Source organism: Micromonospora sp. NPDC049203, assembly GCF_043197215.1.
In the GTDB taxonomy this organism is placed as follows: Bacteria; Actinomycetota; Actinomycetes; order Mycobacteriales; family Micromonosporaceae; genus Micromonospora.
In genome coordinates this window covers 197,589-216,308 of the sequence record NZ_JBICSV010000008.1, presented here as the reverse complement: position 1 = coordinate 216,308, position 18,720 = coordinate 197,589, and the positions used below count along the sequence as shown (strand labels likewise).

The 18,720-nt window shown below is 72.7% G+C and carries 15 protein-coding genes; 8 read left to right on the top strand and 7 right to left on the bottom strand.

The features are described 5' to 3' along the window. Positions 1-37: 37 nt before the first annotated feature. Both ACGFIA_RS22250 and pta read right to left on the bottom strand, forming a co-directional pair. Complete coding sequence (locus ACGFIA_RS22250) at positions 38-1,150, bottom strand: acetate/propionate family kinase (RefSeq protein ID WP_393261784.1); 1,113 nt, start codon at positions 1,148-1,150, stop codon at positions 38-40. Then, positions 1,147-3,222, bottom strand: coding sequence for a phosphate acetyltransferase (pta, locus tag ACGFIA_RS22245; protein ID WP_357383750.1), 2,076 nt, complete (start codon positions 3,220-3,222; stop codon positions 1,147-1,149). Before pta ends, ACGFIA_RS22250 begins: the two co-directional genes overlap by 4 nt. A gap of 93 nt (positions 3,223-3,315) precedes the next feature. Here pta and ACGFIA_RS22240 point away from each other — a divergent pair, with 93 nt between their 5' ends. Both ACGFIA_RS22240 and ACGFIA_RS22235 read left to right on the top strand, forming a co-directional pair. After that, positions 3,316-3,852: a hypothetical protein gene (locus tag ACGFIA_RS22240; RefSeq protein WP_357383752.1), complete on the top strand. Its 537-nt coding sequence runs from the start codon at positions 3,316-3,318 to the stop codon at positions 3,850-3,852. Further along, complete coding sequence (locus ACGFIA_RS22235; RefSeq protein ID WP_393261780.1) at positions 3,845-6,157, top strand: bifunctional polysaccharide deacetylase/glycosyltransferase family 2 protein; 2,313 nt, start codon at positions 3,845-3,847, stop codon at positions 6,155-6,157. The genes ACGFIA_RS22240 and ACGFIA_RS22235 overlap by 8 nt, the downstream gene beginning before the upstream one ends. Before the next feature lie 6 nt (positions 6,158-6,163). Here the strand turns inward: ACGFIA_RS22235 and ACGFIA_RS22230 are convergent, their stop codons facing one another. The 5 genes from ACGFIA_RS22230 to ACGFIA_RS22210 form a co-directional block, all read right to left on the bottom strand. Beyond that, complete coding sequence (locus ACGFIA_RS22230) at positions 6,164-6,343, bottom strand: DUF6104 family protein (protein ID WP_357383756.1); 180 nt, start codon at positions 6,341-6,343, stop codon at positions 6,164-6,166. Positions 6,344-6,406: 63 nt separating this feature from the next. Beyond that, positions 6,407-10,150 (bottom strand): multifunctional oxoglutarate decarboxylase/oxoglutarate dehydrogenase thiamine pyrophosphate-binding subunit/dihydrolipoyllysine-residue succinyltransferase subunit, encoded by a 3,744-nt coding sequence (locus ACGFIA_RS22225; protein WP_393261777.1) that lies wholly within the window; start codon positions 10,148-10,150, stop codon positions 6,407-6,409. A 257-nt stretch (positions 10,151-10,407) separates the two neighbouring features. After that, positions 10,408-11,232, bottom strand: coding sequence for an ABC transporter permease (locus tag ACGFIA_RS22220; RefSeq protein WP_357472295.1), 825 nt, complete (start codon positions 11,230-11,232; stop codon positions 10,408-10,410). After that, positions 11,229-12,170 carry an ABC transporter ATP-binding protein gene (locus ACGFIA_RS22215; protein WP_393261774.1) on the bottom strand — a complete coding sequence of 314 codons (942 nt, stop codon included), beginning with the start codon at positions 12,168-12,170 and terminating at the stop codon, positions 11,229-11,231. Before ACGFIA_RS22215 ends, ACGFIA_RS22220 begins: the two co-directional genes overlap by 4 nt. 137 nt (positions 12,171-12,307) lie before the next feature. Next, positions 12,308-12,964 (bottom strand): hypothetical protein, encoded by a 657-nt coding sequence (locus tag ACGFIA_RS22210; RefSeq protein ID WP_393261884.1) that lies wholly within the window; start codon positions 12,962-12,964, stop codon positions 12,308-12,310. A 173-nt stretch (positions 12,965-13,137) separates the two neighbouring features. On the opposite strand from ACGFIA_RS22210, the gene ACGFIA_RS22205 reads away from it, so the two are divergent. The 6 genes from ACGFIA_RS22205 (at position 13,138) to ACGFIA_RS22180 (ending at position 18,663) form a co-directional block, all read left to right on the top strand. After that, entirely contained in the window at positions 13,138-13,914 is a 777-nt protein-coding gene (locus tag ACGFIA_RS22205) for a GNAT family N-acyltransferase (RefSeq protein ID WP_357383764.1), read from the top strand. Then, a complete protein-coding gene (locus ACGFIA_RS22200) occupies positions 13,911-14,783 on the top strand; it encodes a lysophospholipid acyltransferase family protein (protein ID WP_393261772.1) in 873 nt (290 codons plus the stop codon). Before ACGFIA_RS22205 ends, ACGFIA_RS22200 begins: the two co-directional genes overlap by 4 nt. A gap of 125 nt (positions 14,784-14,908) precedes the next feature. Further along, positions 14,909-15,739 (top strand): DUF4097 family beta strand repeat-containing protein, encoded by an 831-nt coding sequence (locus ACGFIA_RS22195; RefSeq protein WP_357383769.1) that lies wholly within the window; start codon positions 14,909-14,911, stop codon positions 15,737-15,739. Continuing rightward, complete coding sequence (locus ACGFIA_RS22190; RefSeq protein WP_357383771.1) at positions 15,736-16,356, top strand: PadR family transcriptional regulator; 621 nt, start codon at positions 15,736-15,738, stop codon at positions 16,354-16,356. The genes ACGFIA_RS22195 and ACGFIA_RS22190 overlap by 4 nt, the downstream gene beginning before the upstream one ends. 64 nt (positions 16,357-16,420) lie before the next feature. Next, positions 16,421-17,122 (top strand): response regulator transcription factor, encoded by a 702-nt coding sequence (locus tag ACGFIA_RS22185; protein ID WP_357383773.1) that lies wholly within the window; start codon positions 16,421-16,423, stop codon positions 17,120-17,122. Continuing rightward, positions 17,119-18,663, top strand: coding sequence for an ATP-binding protein (locus ACGFIA_RS22180; RefSeq protein WP_357383775.1), 1,545 nt, complete (start codon positions 17,119-17,121; stop codon positions 18,661-18,663). Before ACGFIA_RS22185 ends, ACGFIA_RS22180 begins: the two co-directional genes overlap by 4 nt. Positions 18,664-18,720 lie beyond the last annotated feature (57 nt).

The following is an 18,720-nucleotide window of genomic DNA, read 5'->3' as shown; positions in this document are numbered from 1 at the left end:
TCCGGGCCGGGCCGCGCGGAGGACCGGGCGCCCGCGGTCAGACGCCGAGCACCTCGCGGGTCTCGCGGGCGATCTCCCGCTCCTCGTCGGTGCCGACCACCAGCACCGCCACCTCCGCGCCGTCGGGGGAGACGACCCGGTCGCCCTGACCGTCGTTGCGTGCCGGGTCGACGGTGACGCCCAGCCGCTCCAGCCCGGCCAGCGACGCGGCCCGGACGGGTGCGGCGTGCTCGCCGACCCCGGCGGTGAACGCGATCGCGTCGACCCGGCCGAGCAGCGCGTAGTACGCGCCCACGTAGCCGGTGATCCGGCGGCAGTAGACGTCGAAGGCCAGCGTCGCATCCGGGTCACCGGCGTCGCGGCGGGCCAGCACCTCGCGCATGTCGTTGACGCCGGTCAGCCCGAGCAGGCCGCTGCGGTGGTTGAGCAGGTCGTCGATGTCGTCGACGACCATGCCGCCCTCGCGGCGCAGGTGGAAGATGACAGTCGGGTCGAGGTCGCCGCTGCGGGTGCCCATCACCAGCCCCTCCAGCGGGGACATGCCCATCGAGGTGGCCACGCTGCGCCCGCCCTGTACGGCACACGCGCTCGCTCCGTTGCCCAGGTGCAGCGTGATGGTGTTGATCTCGTCGTACGGGCGGTCGAGCAGGTCGGCGACGCGACGCGAGACGTACGCGTGCGAGGTGCCGTGGAAGCCGTAGCGGCGTACGCCGTAACGCTCGGCGGTGTCCTTGTCGATCGCGTACGTGGCGGCGGCCTCGGGCAGCGTGTGGTGGAACGCGGTGTCGAAGACCGCGACCTGCGGGGTGTCCGGCAGCGCCTCCAGCGCGACCCGGATGCCGGCGAGGTTGGCCGGGTTGTGCAGCGGCGCCAGCGGCACCAGATCCTCGATCGCGGCGACGACGGCGTCGTCGACGCGTACCGGCGCGCTGAACTTCCGCCCGCCGTGCACCACCCGGTGACCGACACCGGCCAGCCCGGTCAGGTCGAGCCGGCCGATGATCTCCCGGACCGCGCTCTCGTGGTCGGCCGGCCCGCCGCCCGGTTCGCCGATCCGCTCGACCGTGCCCTTGTCCAGGACGTCGTCGCCGTCGTACAGCCGGTACTTGACCGACGAGGACCCGCTGTTGAGGACCAGGATGCGGCTCATTCCGACGCCTCCGCGGCGGCCTGGATGGCGGTGATCGCCACCGTGTTGACGATGTCCGGAACGGTAGCGCCCCGGGACAGGTCGTTGACGGGCCGGCGCAGGCCCTGCATGACCGGCCCGACGGCCACCGCTCCGGCGGACCGCTGCACCGCCTTGTACGTGTTGTTGCCGGTGTTCAGGTCCGGGAAGATGAACACGGTGGCCCGCCCGGCGACCGGGCTGTCCGGCAGCTTGGTGGCCGCCACCTGCGGGTCGATCGCCGCGTCGTACTGGATCGGGCCCTCGACGAGCAGGTCGGGCCGGCGTTCCCGGACGAGCTTGGTGGCCGCCGCGACCTTCTCCACGTCGGCGCCGGAGCCGGAGCTGCCGGTGGAGTACGACAGCATCGCCACCCGCGGCTCGATGCCGAACCGGGCCGCCGTGTCGGCAGACGAGATGGCGATGTCGGCGAGCTGGTCGGCGTCCGGGTCGGGGTTGACCGCGCAGTCGCCGTACACCAGCACCCGGTCGGCGAGCAGCATGAAGAAGACGCTGGAGGCGACGGAGACGCCGGGCACGGTCCGGATGATCTCGAACGCGGGCCGGATGGTGGCGGCAGTGGTGTGGGTGGCGCCGGAGACCATGCCGTCGGCGTGGCCGGTCTCCACCATCATCGTGCCGAAGTAGTTGGGCTGCGCCACGATGTCGTGCGCCAGCTCCACTGTGACGCCCCGGTGGGCGCGCAACTCCGCGTACGCCTGCGCGAACTCGTCCCGCCACGGGCTGCTCGCCGGGTCGACGACCTGGGCGTCACCGAGGTCGACGCCCAGTTCCCGGGTCCGCCGGGCGATCTCGTCCGGGCGGCCGAGAAGGGTGATCTCGGCGACGCCCCGGCGCAGCAGCACCTCGGTCGCGCGCAGGATCCGCTCGTCGGCGCCCTCGGGCAGCACGAGCCGGCGGCGCCGGGCGCGGGCCCTGTCGATCAGGTCGTTCTCGAACATCAGCGGGGTGACCCGCGCGGAACGGCTGACCCGCAGCCGGCGGGCCAGGTCGTCGGTGTCCACGCAGCGTTCGAACGCGCCGAGCGCGGCCTCGACCTTGCGCGGGTTGGCGGTGCTGGGGCGGCCCTCGATCCGGCTGGACGCGGACACCGTGTCGTAGCTATCGCTCGGCACCGACAGCACTGGGAGCCCGGTGTTCATCCGCTCGACGAGGCGCATGGCGCGCGGGTCGGGCTGCTCGCCGAGCGTGAGCACCAGCCCGGCCAGCGACACCTGCCCGGCCACGTGCGCGGCCCCGGCGGCCACCAGCAGGTCGGCACGGTCGCCCGGGGTGATCACCAGCGCCCCGTCGGTGAGGTGGTCCAGCAGCGTCGGCACGTGCGCCGCGCCGACCACGTAGTCGAGCACGTCGCGGTCCAGCGCGGTCGCGTCGCCGGTGAGCACGGTGCCGCGCAGCGCCGCCGCCACCTCGGCCACCGTCGGGGCCGACACGGTCGGCACCTCCGGGATCGCGTACGCGGGCACCGGCAGCTCGGGCAGCGTCATCGGCTCCGGCACGCGGTTGGCCAGCGCCGCGATCACCGTCGCGCCGAGGTCGACCAGATCGTGGTACGCGCCACGCAGCGCCGCCGCGATCGTCTCGGGCGTCTGCCCGAACCCGTCCACCACGGGCACCACGACGCTGCCGAACTCGGTCGCCAGCCGGGCGTTGAAGGCCAGCTCGCGCGGGCCGGCGCCGTCGCCGTAGGCGAAGTCGCTGCCGACCACCACTATCGCCGGGCAGCGCCGCTCGACCTCCCGGTAGCGGGTGACGATCCGGGAGATCAGCTCCTCCCGGCGGCCGTCCGCGACGAGCGCGCTCGCCTCGGCGTACGTGGCGCCGTGCAGCTCGTCGACCGGCAGGTCCATCCGGTAGCGCTCGGTGAGCAGGGCGAGGATGGGGTCGGGCCCCTCACCTGAGACGAGCGGCCGGAACGCGCCTATCCGTTCCACCTGTCGGGACAACAGCTCGGCCAGGCCGAGCGCCACCGTCGATTTTCCCCCGCCCGAACCAACGCCGGTCAGGTACACGCTGCGCGCCACGGCCCCCAACCTACAAGATCGAGGTGAGTGCTGCCCGTTCTGCCTGGTCACACCGGCTAGCCAGGGAAGAAGGTGGAAATTTCTCGCATCTACACTGAGGCCGTGGAAGGCCCGACCGCGCTGATTCCCGTCGTACCGGAATCGCCCCCCGTCTTCGTCGACCCCAGCGGGCGGCGACGCCGGTGGCTGCGTCGTCTCGCCTACTGTGCCGGCGCGGCGGGTGCGGTCTACACGATCATGGTCGGGGTCAGTTTCGCCGGCGGGCCGATCACCCCGGCCACCGTGATCCCGTTCGTCGAGGAGACCACCGAGCAGCGGCTGCCGTCGTCGAAGCCGACCACGTCGCCGGCACCGACGGTGACGCGCCCCACGCCGGACACGCCTGCGGACATCCGTACCGCCCCGGCGCGGACCCCGGTCACCTCCGTCACGCCCGGCGGCACGGTCCCGCCGAGCCCCCGGTCCGCACGGCCGACCCGGAGCGCCCCGAGCGCGCCCACGGTCACCCGCCCGGCGCCGGGCACCACCGCGCCGCCCACCGCCCCCACCGCCGAGGTGCCGCCGCCAGTGGTCGATCCGCCGCCCGCCGTCGACCCGCCCGCCGAACCCGTCGCGCCGGCCGCGCCAGCCGATGACTGACCAGGCGCCCGCCCGACAGTCGACAGCTGACCAGCCCACCGTTCCGCTCGACCCCCGCCGCGTGCACGCCGTCCGCCGGCACCGGGCCGGAGCGCGGCCGGACGACGAGCCCACTGTCGTCCTGGACGCCCGGCGGATCGCCGGCCCGCGCCGCTCCCGCGGCCGGCGTCTGCTGCCCCGGCCGAGCTGGACCCTTGTCGTCATGGTCATGGTGGTCCTGGCCGGCCTGCTGTTCGTCGAGGCGTACACGAACGCCGCGTTCGTGCCCGACAACCGGGTGAAGCCCGGCAGCCAGCGGGAGGTCCCCAGCTCGGTGATCGGGGGCGGCCCGATCGTCAACGTCAGCCCCGAGGGGCGGACCCAGTCACACCGCCTGCCGGCGCGTACCGTCGCGCTCACCTTCGACGACGGGCCCGACCCGCGCTGGACGCCCGAGGTGCTGCGCGTCCTGGACAAGTACCAGGTGAAGGGCACCTTCTTCGTCCTCGGCTCGCAGGTCGTCCGCAACCCGGACGTGACCCGACGGCTGGTGGCCGAGGGCCACGAACTGGGCGTGCACACGTTCACCCACCCCGACCTCGCCACGCTGCCGGACTGGCGGCGGGAACTGGAGTACGCGCAGACCCAGCTCGCCATCGCCAGCACCACAGGTGTCCGCTCGTCGCTGCTGCGCTTCCCGTACTCGTCCCGCGCGGACGCCTACACCGACCGGGACTGGCCGATGCTGCGGCAGGCCGGCCGGCTGGGCTACCTCACGGTGGTGAACGACGTCGACAGCCGGGACTGGGAACTTCCCCCGGTCGAGGAGATGGTCGCCAACGCCACGCCGGCCGGCACCGCCGGCACCGTCGCGCTCTGGCACGACTCGGGCGGCGACCGGTCCGGCACCGTGGCCGCGCTGGACCGGTACATCCCGATGATGCTGGAACGCGGCTACCGCTTCACCACGGTCAGCGAGGGGCTCAACCAGACGTTCGCGGCAGCGGGCGTACCCGGGCCGGTCGGCGGGCAGGCGGCGGCCCCGCTCGGCGAGCGGTGGCGGGGACACGTCCTGGTCGGCGCGGTTCGCGTGGCCGACGGCATGTTCGGGGTGCTCGGCGCCTTCTTCCTGCTGGTCGGCGTGCTCACCGTCGGCCGGGCGCTGCTGCTGTTCGTCCTCGCCCCACGGCACGCGCGCCGCCGCCGTCGCCGCGACTGGTCGTGGGGTCCACCGGTCACCGAACCGGTCTCGGTGATCGTGCCCGCCTACAACGAGCGGGAGGGCATCGTCGCGGCGGTCCGCTCGCTGGCCATGGGTGACCACCCCGGCGGCATCGAGGTGGTGGTGGTCGACGACGGCTCGACCGACGGCACCGCCGACCTCGTGGCGGCGTTGCGCCTGCCGAACGTCCGGGTCGTGCGCAAGCCCAACGGCGGCAAGCCGAGCGCGTTGAACACGGGCGTCGCGCTGGCCCGGCACGACCTGATCGTCATGGTCGACGGCGACACGATCTTCGAGCCGGACTCGGTCCGCCGGCTGGTCCAGCCGTTCGCCGACCCCCGGGTCGGCGTGGTCGCCGGCAACGTCAAGGTCGGCAACCGCCGCGGCCTGATCGCCAAGTGGCAGCACATCGAGTACGTCATCGGCTTCAACCTCGACCGCCGCCTCTACGAGACGCTGCGCTGCATGCCCACCGTCCCCGGCGCGATCGGCGCGTTCCGGCGCCAGGCGCTGGAGCAGGTGGGCGGCATGACCGACGACACGCTGGCCGAGGACACCGACGTCACCATCGCCGCCGGCCGGGCCGGCTGGCACATCGTGTACGAGGAGAGCGCCCGCGCCTGGACCGAGGCGCCGACCACGATCGGCCAGCTGTGGAAGCAGCGCTACCGGTGGAGCTACGGCACCATGCAGGCGATGTGGAAGCACCGGCGCTCGGTGATCGAGAGCGGCCCGTCGGGCCGGTTCGGCCGCCGGTGCCTGTCGTTCCTGACCCTGTTCGGCGTGCTGCTGCCGCTGGCCGCCCCGGTGATCGACCTGCTCGCGATCTACGGGCTGATCTTCCTGGACCGCGGCGACACGATGGTGGCCTGGCTGGCCATGCTCGCGCTCCAGTTCCTCACCGCGGTGCTGGCCTTCCGGCTGGACCGGGAGAAGCTCGGCGTGCTCTGGGTGCTGCCCCTGCAGCAGTTCGTCTACCGCCAGGTGATGTACCTGGTGCTGCTCCAGGCGGTCGGCACCGCGCTCACCGGCGGCCGGCTGGGCTGGCAGAAGCTGCGGCGTACCGGAGGACTCCGGGTCGCCGGGCGGGGCGCGGCCGGCTGAGACCGGTCAGTCGTCGTCGGGGTCGTCGAGGCGGGCCAGCCAGGTGGCGAACCGCTCGACCGGGGTCTCGAACTCCGGGTTCAGGTCGACGAAGTCACGCAGCCGCTCGCCCAGCCACTCCAGGCTGACCTGCTCGTCGCCCCGGCGCTCGACCAGCTCCTCGATGCCACGGTCGGTGAAGTACACGGTGTTCCTCTCGTCGTACGGCAGCGGCCCGCCCCGGGTCGGGACGGGCCGCTGCCGGTGGGGTCACGGGCGGGGGAGAGCCGCCTCGATCAGTGCGTTCTGCTCGACCTCGTGCATCTTCGCCGAGCCGACCGCCGGAGCGGCGGCGGCCGGCCGGGAGATGCGGCGCAGCCGCACCTCGGGCAGGTGCTCCAGCAGGTTGAGCGCGACGAACGACCAGGCGCCCTGGTTGGCCGGCTCCTCCTGGACCCAGGCGAAGTCCTCGGCGTTCGGGTACTGCGCCAGCGCGGCCCGGACCTCCTCGACGGGCAGCGGGTAGAGCTGCTCCATCCGGATGATCGCGGTGTCGGTGACGCCCCGCTCCTGCCGGGCCTGGAACAGGTCGTAGTAGACCTTGCCCGAGCAGAGCAGCACCCGCTTCACCTGCTCCGGCGCCGGAGCCGCGGGGTCGGCCAGCACCGGGGAGAACGTGCCGGTGGTGAAGTCCTCCACCGGCGACACGCAGAGCTTGTGCCGCAGCAGCGACTTCGGCGTGAACACCACGAGCGGCTTGCGCTTGGGCGACATGGCCTGGCGCCGCAGCAGGTGGAAGTAGCTCGCCGGGGTGCTCGGGATGGCCACCCGCATGTTGTCCTCGGCGCAGAGCTGGAGGAACCGCTCCGGACGGCCGGAGGTGTGGTCCGGGCCCTGGCCCTCGTGGCCGTGCGGCAGCAGCAGCGTCACCGCGGAGCGCTGGCCCCACTTCACCTCGCCGGAGGAGATGAACTCGTCGATCACCGACTGGGCGCCGTTGACGAAGTCACCGAACTGGGCCTCCCAGGCCACCAGCGCGTTGATGTTCTCCACCGAGTAGCCGTACTCGAAGCCCATGGCCGCGTACTCGGAGAGCAGCGAGTCGTGGACGAAGAAGCGCGACCGCTCGCCGTCGGCGGTGAGCGACATCAGCGGCAGGTAGTCCTCGCCGGTCTTGGCGTCGACCACAGCGGCGTGCCGCTGGACGAACGTGCCGCGGCGCGAGTCCTGCCCGGCGAGCCGGACGGTCACCCCGTCGTTCAGCAGCGTGCCGAACGCGATGATCTCGGCGAAGCCCCAGTCGATGCCGCCCTCGACGGACATCTTGCGCCGCCGCTCCAGCAGCTGCTGGATCCGCTTGTGCGGGGTGAAGCCCTCCGGCAGGTTGACGTGCGCCTCGCCGATCGCCTTGATCACGTCGGCGTCGGTGGCGGTCTCGACCTGCGGCTCCGGCTCGTCCTGCCGCGCCGGGCGGCTGAGCTGGCGCGGCGTGGTGGCGGCGTCGCGGGTGGCCTTGAAGACCCGCTCCAGCTGCGACTGGTAGTCGTGCAGCAGCTCCTCCGCGTCCTCCACGGTGATGTCGCCGCGCCCGATCAGCTCCTCGGTGTAGAGCTTCCGGACCGACCGCTTCGAGTCGATGATCTGGTACATCTGCGGGTTGGTCATCGACGGGTCGTCGCCCTCGTTGTGCCCGCGCCGCCGGTAGCAGACCATGTCGATCACGACGTCCTTGTTGAACGCCTGCCGGTACTCGAACGCGAGCCGGGCCACCCGGACCACTGCCTCCGGGTCGTCGCCGTTGACGTGGAAGATCGGCGCCTGGATCATCCGGGCCACGTCGGTGCTGTAGAGGCTGGACCGGCTGTACTCCGGGGCGGTGGTGAAGCCGACCTGGTTGTTCACGACCACGTGCACGGTGCCGCCGGTGCGGTAGCCGCGCAGCTGGGAGAGGTTGAGCGTCTCGGCGACGACGCCCTGGCCGGCGAAGGCGGCGTCACCGTGCACCGCCAGCGGCAGCACGGTGTAGCCCTCCAGCTTGAGGTCGATGCGGTCCTGCTTGGCCCGGACGATGCCCTCCAGCACCGGGTCCACGGCCTCCAGGTGCGACGGGTTCGCCACCACCGACACCTTGACGGCGTACTCGCCGTCCGGCGTGCTGAACTTGCCGTTCTGGCCGAGGTGGTACTTCACGTCGCCCGAGCCCTGCGTGGACCGCGGGTCGAGGTGCCCCTCGAACTCGGAGAAGATCTTCTCGTACGGCTTGCCGACGATGTTCGCCAGCACGTTGAGCCGGCCGCGGTGGGCCATGCCGATGACGACCTCGTCCAGCCCGGCCTCGGCGGAGCACTCCAGCACCTCGCCGAGCAGCGGGATCAGCGACTCGCCGCCCTCCAGCGAGAAGCGCCGCTGGCCGACGTACTTGGTCTGGAGGAACGTCTCGAACGCCTCGGCGGCGTTGAGCCGGTTCAGCACGTGCTTCTGCTCGTCGGTGCTTGGCTTCTCGTACTTGCGCTCGACCCGCTCCTGGATCCAGCGCCGCTCCTCCGGGTCCTGGATGTGCATGTACTCGATGCCGACCCGGCGGCAGTACGAGTCGCGCAGCACGCCGAGGATCGAGCGCAGCTTCATCCGCTGCTGGCCGGCGAAGCCGTTCACCGGGAAGACCCGGTCGAGGTCCCAGAGCGTGAGCCCGTGCTGGAGCACGTCCAGGTCCGGGTGCTTGCGGATGGTGAACTCCAGCGGGTCGGTGTCGGCCATCAGGTGGCCGCGCACCCGGTACGCGTGGATCAGCTCGTGCACCCGAGCGGTCTTGTTGATCTGGCCTTCGCTGTCGACTGCGACGTCACGCATCCAGCGCACCGGCTCGTACGGGATGCGCAGCGAGGTGAAGATGTCGTCGTAGAAGCCGCGCTCACCGAGCAGCAGCTCGTGCATGACCTTCAGGAACTCGCCGGACTGCGCGCCCTGGATGATCCGGTGGTCGTAGGTGCTGGTCAGCGTGATGACCTTGCTGACCGCGTTCTCGGCCAGCGTGGCCTCGCTCATGCCCTGGTAGGGAGCCGGGTATTCCATCGCGCCGACGCCGATGATGGCGCTCTGCCCCTGCATCAGGCGCGGGATCGAGTGCACCGTGCCGATGCCGCCCGGGTTGGTCAGCGAGATCGTGGTGCCGGCGTAGTCGTCCATGGTCAGCTCGTTGCGGCGGGCACGCCGGACCACGTCCTCGTACGCCTGCCAGAACTGCCGGAAGTCCATCTGCTCGCAGCCCTTGATGGACGGCACCACCAGGTTGCGCGAGCCGTCCGGCTTGACCAGGTCGATCGCGATGCCCAGGTTGACGTGCTCCGGGCGGACCATCGCCGGCTTGCCGTCCACCTCGGCGAAGGAGTTGTTCATCTCCGGGTGCTCGACGACCGCGCGGACCAGCGCGTACCCGATCAGGTGGGTGAAGCTGACCTTGCCGCCGCGACCGCGGGCCAGGTGGTTGTTGATCACGATGCGGTTGTCGACGAGCAGCTTGGCCGGGACGGCGCGCACGCTGGTGGCGGTCGGGACCGACAGCGACGCGTCCATGTTCTGCACGATCTTGGCGGCGACGCCGCGCAGCGGCGTGGTGCCCGCGGCGCTCGCGGTGGGCGCCTTGGCGGCCGGCTTGGCCGGGACCGACTTCTTGGCCGGCTCGGGCGTCTTGGCGGCCGGCTTCGCGGCGGGCTTGGCGGCGGGCTTGGCCGGGGCGGGGGCGGCCTTCGGCTCGGACCTGGCCGGCTGCGCGGTGACGGTGGCCGCGGCCTCCTGCTGCTCGCCCGGCTCCGGCTTCGCGGCCGGCTTGGCCTGTCCCTCGGCGCGCGGGGTGGCGGCGCCCGGGGCCGGCCGGTAGTCGGCGAAGAAGTCGTGCCAGGCCGAATCGACGCTCGAGGGGTCGGCGAGATAGCGCTGGTACATCTCCTCGACGATCCACTCGTTCGGGCCGAAACCCGCCAATGGGTTCTCCTGCGAAGTCTGCTGGGTCGACACGGCCGCTAATCGCCTCTTTCACGCGGTTGTGAATGTCACGGTGGCCCCCGGTGACCCCCGGTTGCCGACGCTGGGTAAACCGATGCCAAGGCTACGCCGTGCGCTACGCGCAGGCATTCTCGCCTCCGGCTGGTGGTCCGTTTCACAGAAGATGCCAGAAGTTCGGCAAACGCTGCGTGACCCGCCGACTGCTGCTACACGACGGACCCCGGCCGATGACGTCGGTCACCGGCCGGGGTCCGCCCCGGACCGTCAGGTCAGGAGATGTCGCGCTTGCGGATCGTGGCCACGCCGATCGCGCCGGTCAGCACCGCGTACCCGATGAGCACCGCGGCGCCGGCCCAGCGCGGCGGGTTGCCGGGGATCTCGGTGCCGGCGACCATCAGGCTGGAGGCCAGGGACGGCACCAGCAGCTGGAGCTGGTTGATCCAGTCGCCGAAGCGCCCCGCCAGCAGGCCGATGGCGATCGCGGCCCCGATGGTGCCACCCAGGTAGAGCAGGATGCCGGTCACCGTCGCGCCGATCTGGCTGCGGATCAGCACGCCGAGGCCGACGCCGAGCACCGACCAGAGCAGGTAGGCCAGCCCGTTGAGCGCGATCGCCCCCCACACCTCTCCGCTGCCGAGCTGGCTGCCGATGTCCGACGCGCCCAGGATCATCGGCGCGAAGATCAGGTTGAGCACGGTAGTGACGAGCCAGAACAGCAGCGCCAGCACACCGGCCGCGACCAGCTTGGCCAGCATCACCGCGGTGCGGTGCGGCGCGGTGAGGAACGTGGTGGTCACCGTCTGGTGGAAGAACTCGCTCGTCACCACGACGATGCCGAGCAGCAGCACGATGAGCAGCCCGAAGAACTGACCGTTCGTGTAGAGGTTGGCGGCGATGCTGTCGGCGCTGGAGATCGCCTGCACCTGGTCGGCCTGGTCGGCCGGGATCTCGCCCAGGTTGTCGCTGGCCAGCGCGTCGGTCTGCAACCAGTTGAACAGCAGCGCCAGCACCCAGAGCGGCAGGCTGATCAGCCCGAAGATCCACCAGGTGCTGGTGGTGCGGATCTTGAGCAGTTCGGATCGGACAAGCGTCATCGGATCTCCGCCTTTCCGGCCGTCAGCTCCAGGAAGACCCCTTCGAGGTCAGGGCGCTCGGTGGTCAGCTCGTGCAGCTCGACCTTGGCGGCCAGCGCGACGCGGCCCACGGTCGGCGCGTCCACGCCGCTGACGAGCAGCGCGCCCTGCGGGTCGGTGTCGACGGTGGCCGACTGCTCGCGCAGCGCCGCGGCCAGATCGTCGGCCTGCGGGGTACGCACCCGCACCCGCACGCCGTGCGTCATCGAGGTCATCACCTGGTCGACCGGGCCCTGCCGGACCAGCTTGCCGGCCGCGATGATCACCACGTCGTCGGCGAGGAGCTGCATCTCGGAGAGCAGGTGGCTGGAGACCAGCACCGTGCGCCCCTCGGCGGCGAGCCCCTTGAGGAAGCCGCGCATCCAGCGGATGCCCTCCGGGTCCAGGCCGTTCGCCGGCTCGTCCAGGATCAGCACCTGCGGGTTGCCGAGCATCGCGGCGGCGATGCCGAGCCGCTGCTTCATGCCCAGCGAGTAGCCCTTGAACTTGCGCTTCGCCGCCGGAGTGAGCCCGACCAGGGCCAGCGCCTCGTCGGCGCGTTCCTTGGGCAGCCCGGCCGCCGCGCAGATCACCCGCAGGTGGTTGATGCCGGTGCGGCCCTTGTGCGCGCTGGACGCCTCCAGCACCGCGCCGACCGTACGCAGCGGGTCGGGCAGGTCGGCGTACCGGCTGCCGCCGATGGTGGCCGTGCCGGCGCTCGGCGTCACCAGGTTGAGCAGCATGCGCAGCGTGGTCGTCTTACCGGCGCCGTTGGGGCCGAGGAAGCCGGTGACCCGGCCCGGCTCGACCGTGAACGACAGGTTGTCCACCGCGCGGACGTTCTTGTACTGCTTGGTCAGGCCGGACACGGTGATCTGGCCGGTCCCGGCACTGGGGCGTGGCTGCCCGTCGGACATCATTCTCCTCTCCTGCCCCGGCGGGCTCGTCGCACGCCGGTGGGGCGCCGTTGCGGGGGCGCCCGGCAACAGCCTTCCAACCCGGCGCAAGGGGGTCAATCAGGCGGGACGCGTACGCGCCGTCCCCCTCAGGGATGAGATCACCCGGCCGGCAGCGCCACCCAGGTGGCCCGGGCGCGGCCGAGCAGCGCGCCGTCCGAACCGTACAGGCTGGTGTGCACCTCGGCCCGGCGTCCCTCGGCGCCGACCGCGAGGCCTGTGACCACGCACTCCTCGCCCGGCTGTGGCAGCGCCGTGACCTGCGCGGCGATGCGCCCCAGCACGTACGGCCGGCCGGGCGCGAGCACCGCCCAGCCGCCCGGGCAGTCCAGCGCCGCCCACACGGTCGCGGGCACCACCTCGGCCGGCGCGTCGAACGGGGCGGCGGTGCGCCCGTCCGGCAGCCGCCCGGGGAAGATCCGCAGCCCGTCCGGGTGTGCCGGGCCGCAGACGTAGCAGCGGGGGAAGGGATGGTCGACCAGGCCGGGGTACGCCCGCGCGGCGTCGGTCGCCGTCGCCCGGTCCACCGGCGGCACCACCGCGTCGACCGGCCGGGCGCGGCGTACCTCGGCGACCAGGTGACCGTCCGGGTCGCGTACCTCGCCGTCGGCGGCGGCCAGCGGGGTGTCCAGCGGCGGCGGCCGGCGCAACGTGACCTCCACCGGGCCCCGGTCGTCGATCAGCGCGGCGAAGATCCCGGCGCTCCAGCCGCCGTTGCCGGAACCGTCCGGCCCCTGGAAGCGGGCCTCGACCAGCATGTGCACCTCCGGTTCACCGCCGCCGGCGCCGTCGCGGGCGGTCCGCCCGGCAGCCTCGCACACGCCCGTCGCGCCCCGGCCGTCCCGGTTCGCACGCCGCGGCCCACCGGCGTTCACCGGATCGACACCGCTCACCCCGGCCGGTGGCAACCCGGGGCACCTACACAGGAGTCATGGCCGTTCTGCACGCCGCTGGCGCACCGCTCACGACCAGCGGTTACACCCTGCTGATCGCCGACGACCCGACTCTGGTCGCGGCCGCGCAACGCCTGCGCCACGAGGTGTTCGCCAGTGAACTCGGCGCCACCCTGCCGACCGCCGCCACCGGCCTCGACACCGACGAGTTCGACGCGCACTGCGACCACCTGGTGGTGCTGCGCGAGGAGACCGGCGAGGTCGTCGGCACGTACCGGCTGCTGCCGCCCGGTCGCACCGAACGCCGGTACGCCGACGGCGAGTTCGACCTGAGCCCGCTGGCCCCGCTCCGCGACCACCTGGTCGAGGCGGGCCGCTCCTGCGTGCACCCGGATCACCGCACCGGCGCCGTGATCAACCTCATGTGGGCCGGGATCTGCCGCTACCTGCACCTGCGCGGCACGCGCTGGCTCGGCGGCTGCGCCTCGGTGCCGGTGGCCGACGGCGGGACCGCCGCCGCGCAGGTGTGGGCCGAGGTCACCGCCCGGCACCTCGCCCCGCCGCTGTTGCGGGTCACCCCGCGCCGGCCCTGGTTCGCCGAGGCGTCGGCCGCCGACCCGGCCGCGCTCACCCCCGCGCGACGAGGGGCGCTCGTGCCGCCGCTGCTGCGGGGCTACCTGCGGCTGGGCGCGTGGGTGGCCGGCGAGCCCGCGTACGATCCGGACTTCGGCTGCGCCGACTTCTACGTGCTGTTCTCGCTGGACCGGATGAACCCCCGCTACCTGCGGCACTTCATCGGCGGGGACGGGTCGTGACCACCACCGCCGCCGATCCGGCCGGTCCGTACGCCGGGGAGGGGCTGTGGCGTCCCGCCTCGGGCTGCGGGCCGGACTGCCTGCCGCCGCCGGTCGCCCCGGACGTGTCGCGGCTGCGCCGGGCGGGGCGGCTGCTCGGCGTACTCGGCATGCTGCTGGCCGGGGCGGGCGTGGCAGTGCTGCTGCCGGCCGCCCGGGGCCGGGCCGCGTCGCGCGGCTGGGCACGGTGGACGCTGCGTACCCTCGGGGTGCGGCTGCTGGTCCGGGGCCGGACGCCGCGCGGGCGCGCCCTGCTGGTCGCCAACCACGTCTCCTGGCTGGACATCCTGGCGGTGCTCGCCGTGTCGCCGACCCGGATGGTCGCCAAGTGCGAGGTCCGGAGCTGGCCGCTGGTGGGCGCCCTGGCCGCCGCGGCGGGCACCGTCTTCGTGGACCGGTCCCGGCCGCGTGACCTGCCGGCCACCGTCGCGCGGGTGGCCGGCGCGCTGCGGTCCGGGCGGTCGGTGGCGGTGTTCCCGGAGGGTACGACCTGGTGTGGCGCCGCGACGGGCTGCCGCCCCAGCCGCGGGTTCCGCCCGGCCATGTTCGAGGCCGCCGTGGCGGCGGGTGCGCCGGTGGTGCCGCTGAGCCTCGCCTACCGGTACGCGGGCGACCCGAGCACGCTGCCCGCCTTCCTGGGTGCGGAGACGCTCTGGGCGTCGGTACGCCGGGTGCTCGCCGCCCGAGGTCTGACCGTGTCGGTGACTGTGGGCGCGGCGCTGCACCCGGCCGAGGGCGTTGATCGCCGCGCGCTGGCCCGGATCGCCGAGGCCGCGGTCCACTCGACCCCTCGCTCCGTGCTCGCGGACCGGCTCGACCTGGCGGCCTGACCCGCTGGGGCGTCGGGACGCGACACAGACGCGATAGTGTCTTGTTCAGTCGCGATGTATCGCGTTATGCTCCTCGCAACACCTGGCGGGGCCGTGGGTCGGCCCGCCGACGAGGGGAGCGCGTCATGGCCAGCTGGACCGTCGAGAGCCCGCAGCGGATCACCGTGGACGAGCCGATCACCCGGCTCGACGCCGAACTGGTCAGCGGCCGGCTGAACGTGGTCGGCGCCGACGGTCCGGCCCGGGTCGACGTGACCCGGGTCAGCAACCGGCCGCTCCTCGTCGAGGTCCGCGACGGGCGGCTGACCATCCGGCACAAGCGCAAGCCCGGCCTCTTCGGCATCTTCTCCTGGTTCGGCAACCGGATCCGGGCCGAGGTGTCGGTCGCCGTGCCGCCGGACGTGCTCGCCAACCTGTCTGTGGTCAGCGGCGCGCTCGTCGCCTCCGGGCTGCGGCGGGAGACCCGGGTCGACGTCACCTCCGGCCAGGTCACGCTGCGCGGACTGCGCGGGCGCACCAGCGCGAAGGTCATCTCCGGCCCGGTCGAGGCGCTCGGCATCGGCGGCGACCTGGACCTGGAGACGGTCTCCGGCGAGCTGATCCTCGCCGACAGCGCGCCCGAGCGGGTCCGCGCCCACGCCGTCTCCGGCTCGATCACCTGCGACCTGGACAACCCGCGCGGCAGCGAGATCCGGCTCAGCGCCATCTCCGGCAGCATCACCGTGCGGGTCCGCGAGGACAGCGACCTCACCGTGCACCTGCACACCACCTCCGGCAAGATCACCAGCGGCTTCCCGCAGGTGGACGGCGGCGGGCGCGGGCTCGGCTCGATCAAGGACAGCCACGGCGTGCTCGGTGGCGGTGCGGGTAGGCTCTGGGCCTCCGCGACCTCCGGCAGCATCGCGCTGCTCGCCCGCCCGGTCGCGCCCGCCGACCACGTGGAGGACGTGCCGTGACCGCCGTGTTCAGCCACGGCCGCCTCCGGCTCTACCTGCTGAAGCTGCTCGATGACGGCCCGAAGCACGGCTACGAGCTGATCCGCCTGCTGGAGGAGCGCTTCCTCGGCCTGTACGCGCCCAGCGCCGGCACCATCTACCCGCGGCTGCAACGGCTGGAGGCGGAAGGGCTGGTCCGGCACACCGCGGCCGGCGGGCGCAAGGTCTACGAGATCACCGAGGCGGGCCGCGCCGAACTGAGCCGCCGCGCCGACGAGCTGGCGACGCTGGAGAGCGACATCGGCGCCGCCGTCGAGGATCTCTCCGCGCTGGCCGGGGAGATCCGCACCGAGGTACGCGGATCGGTGCGCGACCTGAAGCGGGAACTGCGCGAGGCGACCCGGCAGACCCGGCAGGGCGGCTGGGCGCCGTCCGCCACCGCCCGCCCGGCGAACGGCGGGGGCGCGGCCCGTCCGGACGACCCGCCGCTGCTCGCCGACTTCGACGAGCGGCTGGCCGCGTTCACGGTCGAGGTCGGTGCGCTGGTCCGGGCCCGGGGCCTGAGCGACAACCAGCTCCGTACCGCGATCCGGCTGCTCGACGGCGCGCTGGACGGGCTGCGGCGGCTGCTCCGCTGATCTCACAGGTTGTTTCCAGCCGGCGCCCAGCGCGACCGCAGCCGAGGCGCGGATGATGGGTGCCATGGCGGCTACCCAGACCGAGGCACGACTTCTCGTCGTCGAGGACGATCCCAACATCCTCGAACTGCTCTCCGCGAGCCTGCGCTTCGCGGGCTTCGACGTGGCCACCGCGACCAGCGGCAGCGCCGCGCTGAACGCCGCCAAGGACCACCGGCCCGACCTGGTGGTGCTCGACGTGATGCTGCCCGACCTGGACGGCTTCGAGGTCATCCGGATGATGCGCGAGGGCGGCACGCGTACCCCGGTGGTCTTCCTGACCGCGCGCGACGCCACCGACGACAAGATCCGCGGGCTCACCCTGGGCGGCGACGACTACGTCACCAAGCCGTTCAGCCTGGAGGAGCTGACCGCGCGGATCCGGGCCGTGCTGCGGCGCACCGCGACCGGCGAGCAGGCCCCGTCCCGCCTCACCTTCGCCGACCTGGAGCTGGACGAGGAGACGCACGAGGTGCACCGGGCCGGTCAGCGGGTGCAGCTCTCGCCGACCGAGTTCAAGCTGCTGCGTTACCTGATGCTCAACGCCAACCGGGTGCTCAGCAAGGCGCAGATCCTCGACCACGTCTGGAACTACGACTTCCGCGGTGACGACAACATCGTCGAGTCGTACATCTCCTACCTGCGGCGCAAGGTCGACAACACCCAGCCCCGGCTGATCCACACGCTCCGGGGAGTGGGTTACGTGCTCCGCAAGCCGGCGGCGTGAACCTCGTCCACGACGCCAAGGGCTGGCTGCGCGGGATTCCGCTGCGGCTCAAGCTGGTCACCGCCGTGCTGGCGCTGGTGGCCGGCGCGTTGCTGGTGATCAGTGTCTCCACCGCCTACTTCCTGCACAACTACCTGGTCGACCGGATCGACGGCGAGCTGAGCGACCAGTTCAACAAGGATGTGGTGGTCAACCAGGCCAACGCCAACAACCTGCCCACCGACTACCTCTTCAGCGAGTGGGACCGCCGCACCCAGCGCGTGGCGATCCTCCGCGACAGTTCGCTGGTGCCGGACGACCTGCCCGCGGGGCTCAGGGACGCGAACTGGTACCTCGACCACGCCGGCGGAGCGGCCTTCACCGACGACGGCGCGGACATGCGGGTGCGGTGGCGCCTGATGGTGCGGCAGGTCGACGAGAACACCTACCTGGCGATCGGGCAGAACCTCGACGACGTCGACCTCTCGGTCCGGCAGCTGCTCTGGATCGACGTGCTCGTCGGTGGCGCGGTCCTGATCATCCTGGCCTCGGTGGGTGCGGGAATCGTCCGGGCCAGCTTGAAACCGCTCGTGGAGATAGAGCGTACGGCGGCCGCCATCGCCGGCGGCGATCTGACCCGGCGGGTGCCCGACCCGGAGATGGGGCGGCCCTGCCCCACCTCTGAGCTGGGCCGACTGTCCCGGGCGCTGAACGCCATGCTCGCGCAGATCGAGGCCGCGTTCACCGCGCGGGCCGCCTCCGAGGCGGCGGCGCGCAGCGCCGAGATGGGCGCGCGGGACGCCGCCGCGTACGCGCAGGCGTCGGAGGCACGGGCCCGCCGCTCCGAGGAACGGATGCGGCAGTTCATCGCCGACGCCTCGCACGAGCTGCGGACGCCGCTGACCACCATCCGGGGCTTCGCCGAGCTGTACCGGCAGGGCGCGGTGCGCGCGCCGGAGCAGACCGCGGATCTGCTGCGCCGGATCGAGGACGAGGCGTCCCGGATGGGTCTGCTGGTGGAGGACCTGCTGCTGCTCGCGCGGATGGACCGGGAACGGCCGATCACGTTGGCCCCGGTCGAGCTGCCGGTGCTGGCGTCCGACGCGGTGCAGGCGGCCCGGGTGGTCGACCCGGAGCGGCGGATCGAGCTGGAGCGGGAGCCGGGCGGCGGCCCGCTGGTGGTGCTCGGCGACGACGCCCGGCTGCGCCAGGTGATCGGCAACCTGATGACGAACGCGCTCACCCACACGCCGCCGGACGCCGCGGTGACGCTGCGGCTGCGGGAGGAGGCGGGCAACCTCGCCGTGGTGGAGGTGGCGGACACCGGTCCGGGCCTCACGCCGGAGCAGGCCGAGCGGGTGTTCGAGCGGTTCTACCGGGTGGACGCCGCCCGCACCCGCCGGGCCGGCGGGCCGATCAGCACGGGCCTCGGCCTGGCCATCGTCGCCGCGCTCGTCGCCGCTCACCACGGCACCGTCGAGGTGGCGGAGACGCCCGGGGGCGGAGCGACGTTCCGGGTGAAGTTGCCGCTGCTCGCCGAGGCGACCGATTCGGGCGAGTGACATTCAGAAAACTTCCAGGCAGATTCCAGGCTGGTGACAGTGCTACGGGGAAAGCTG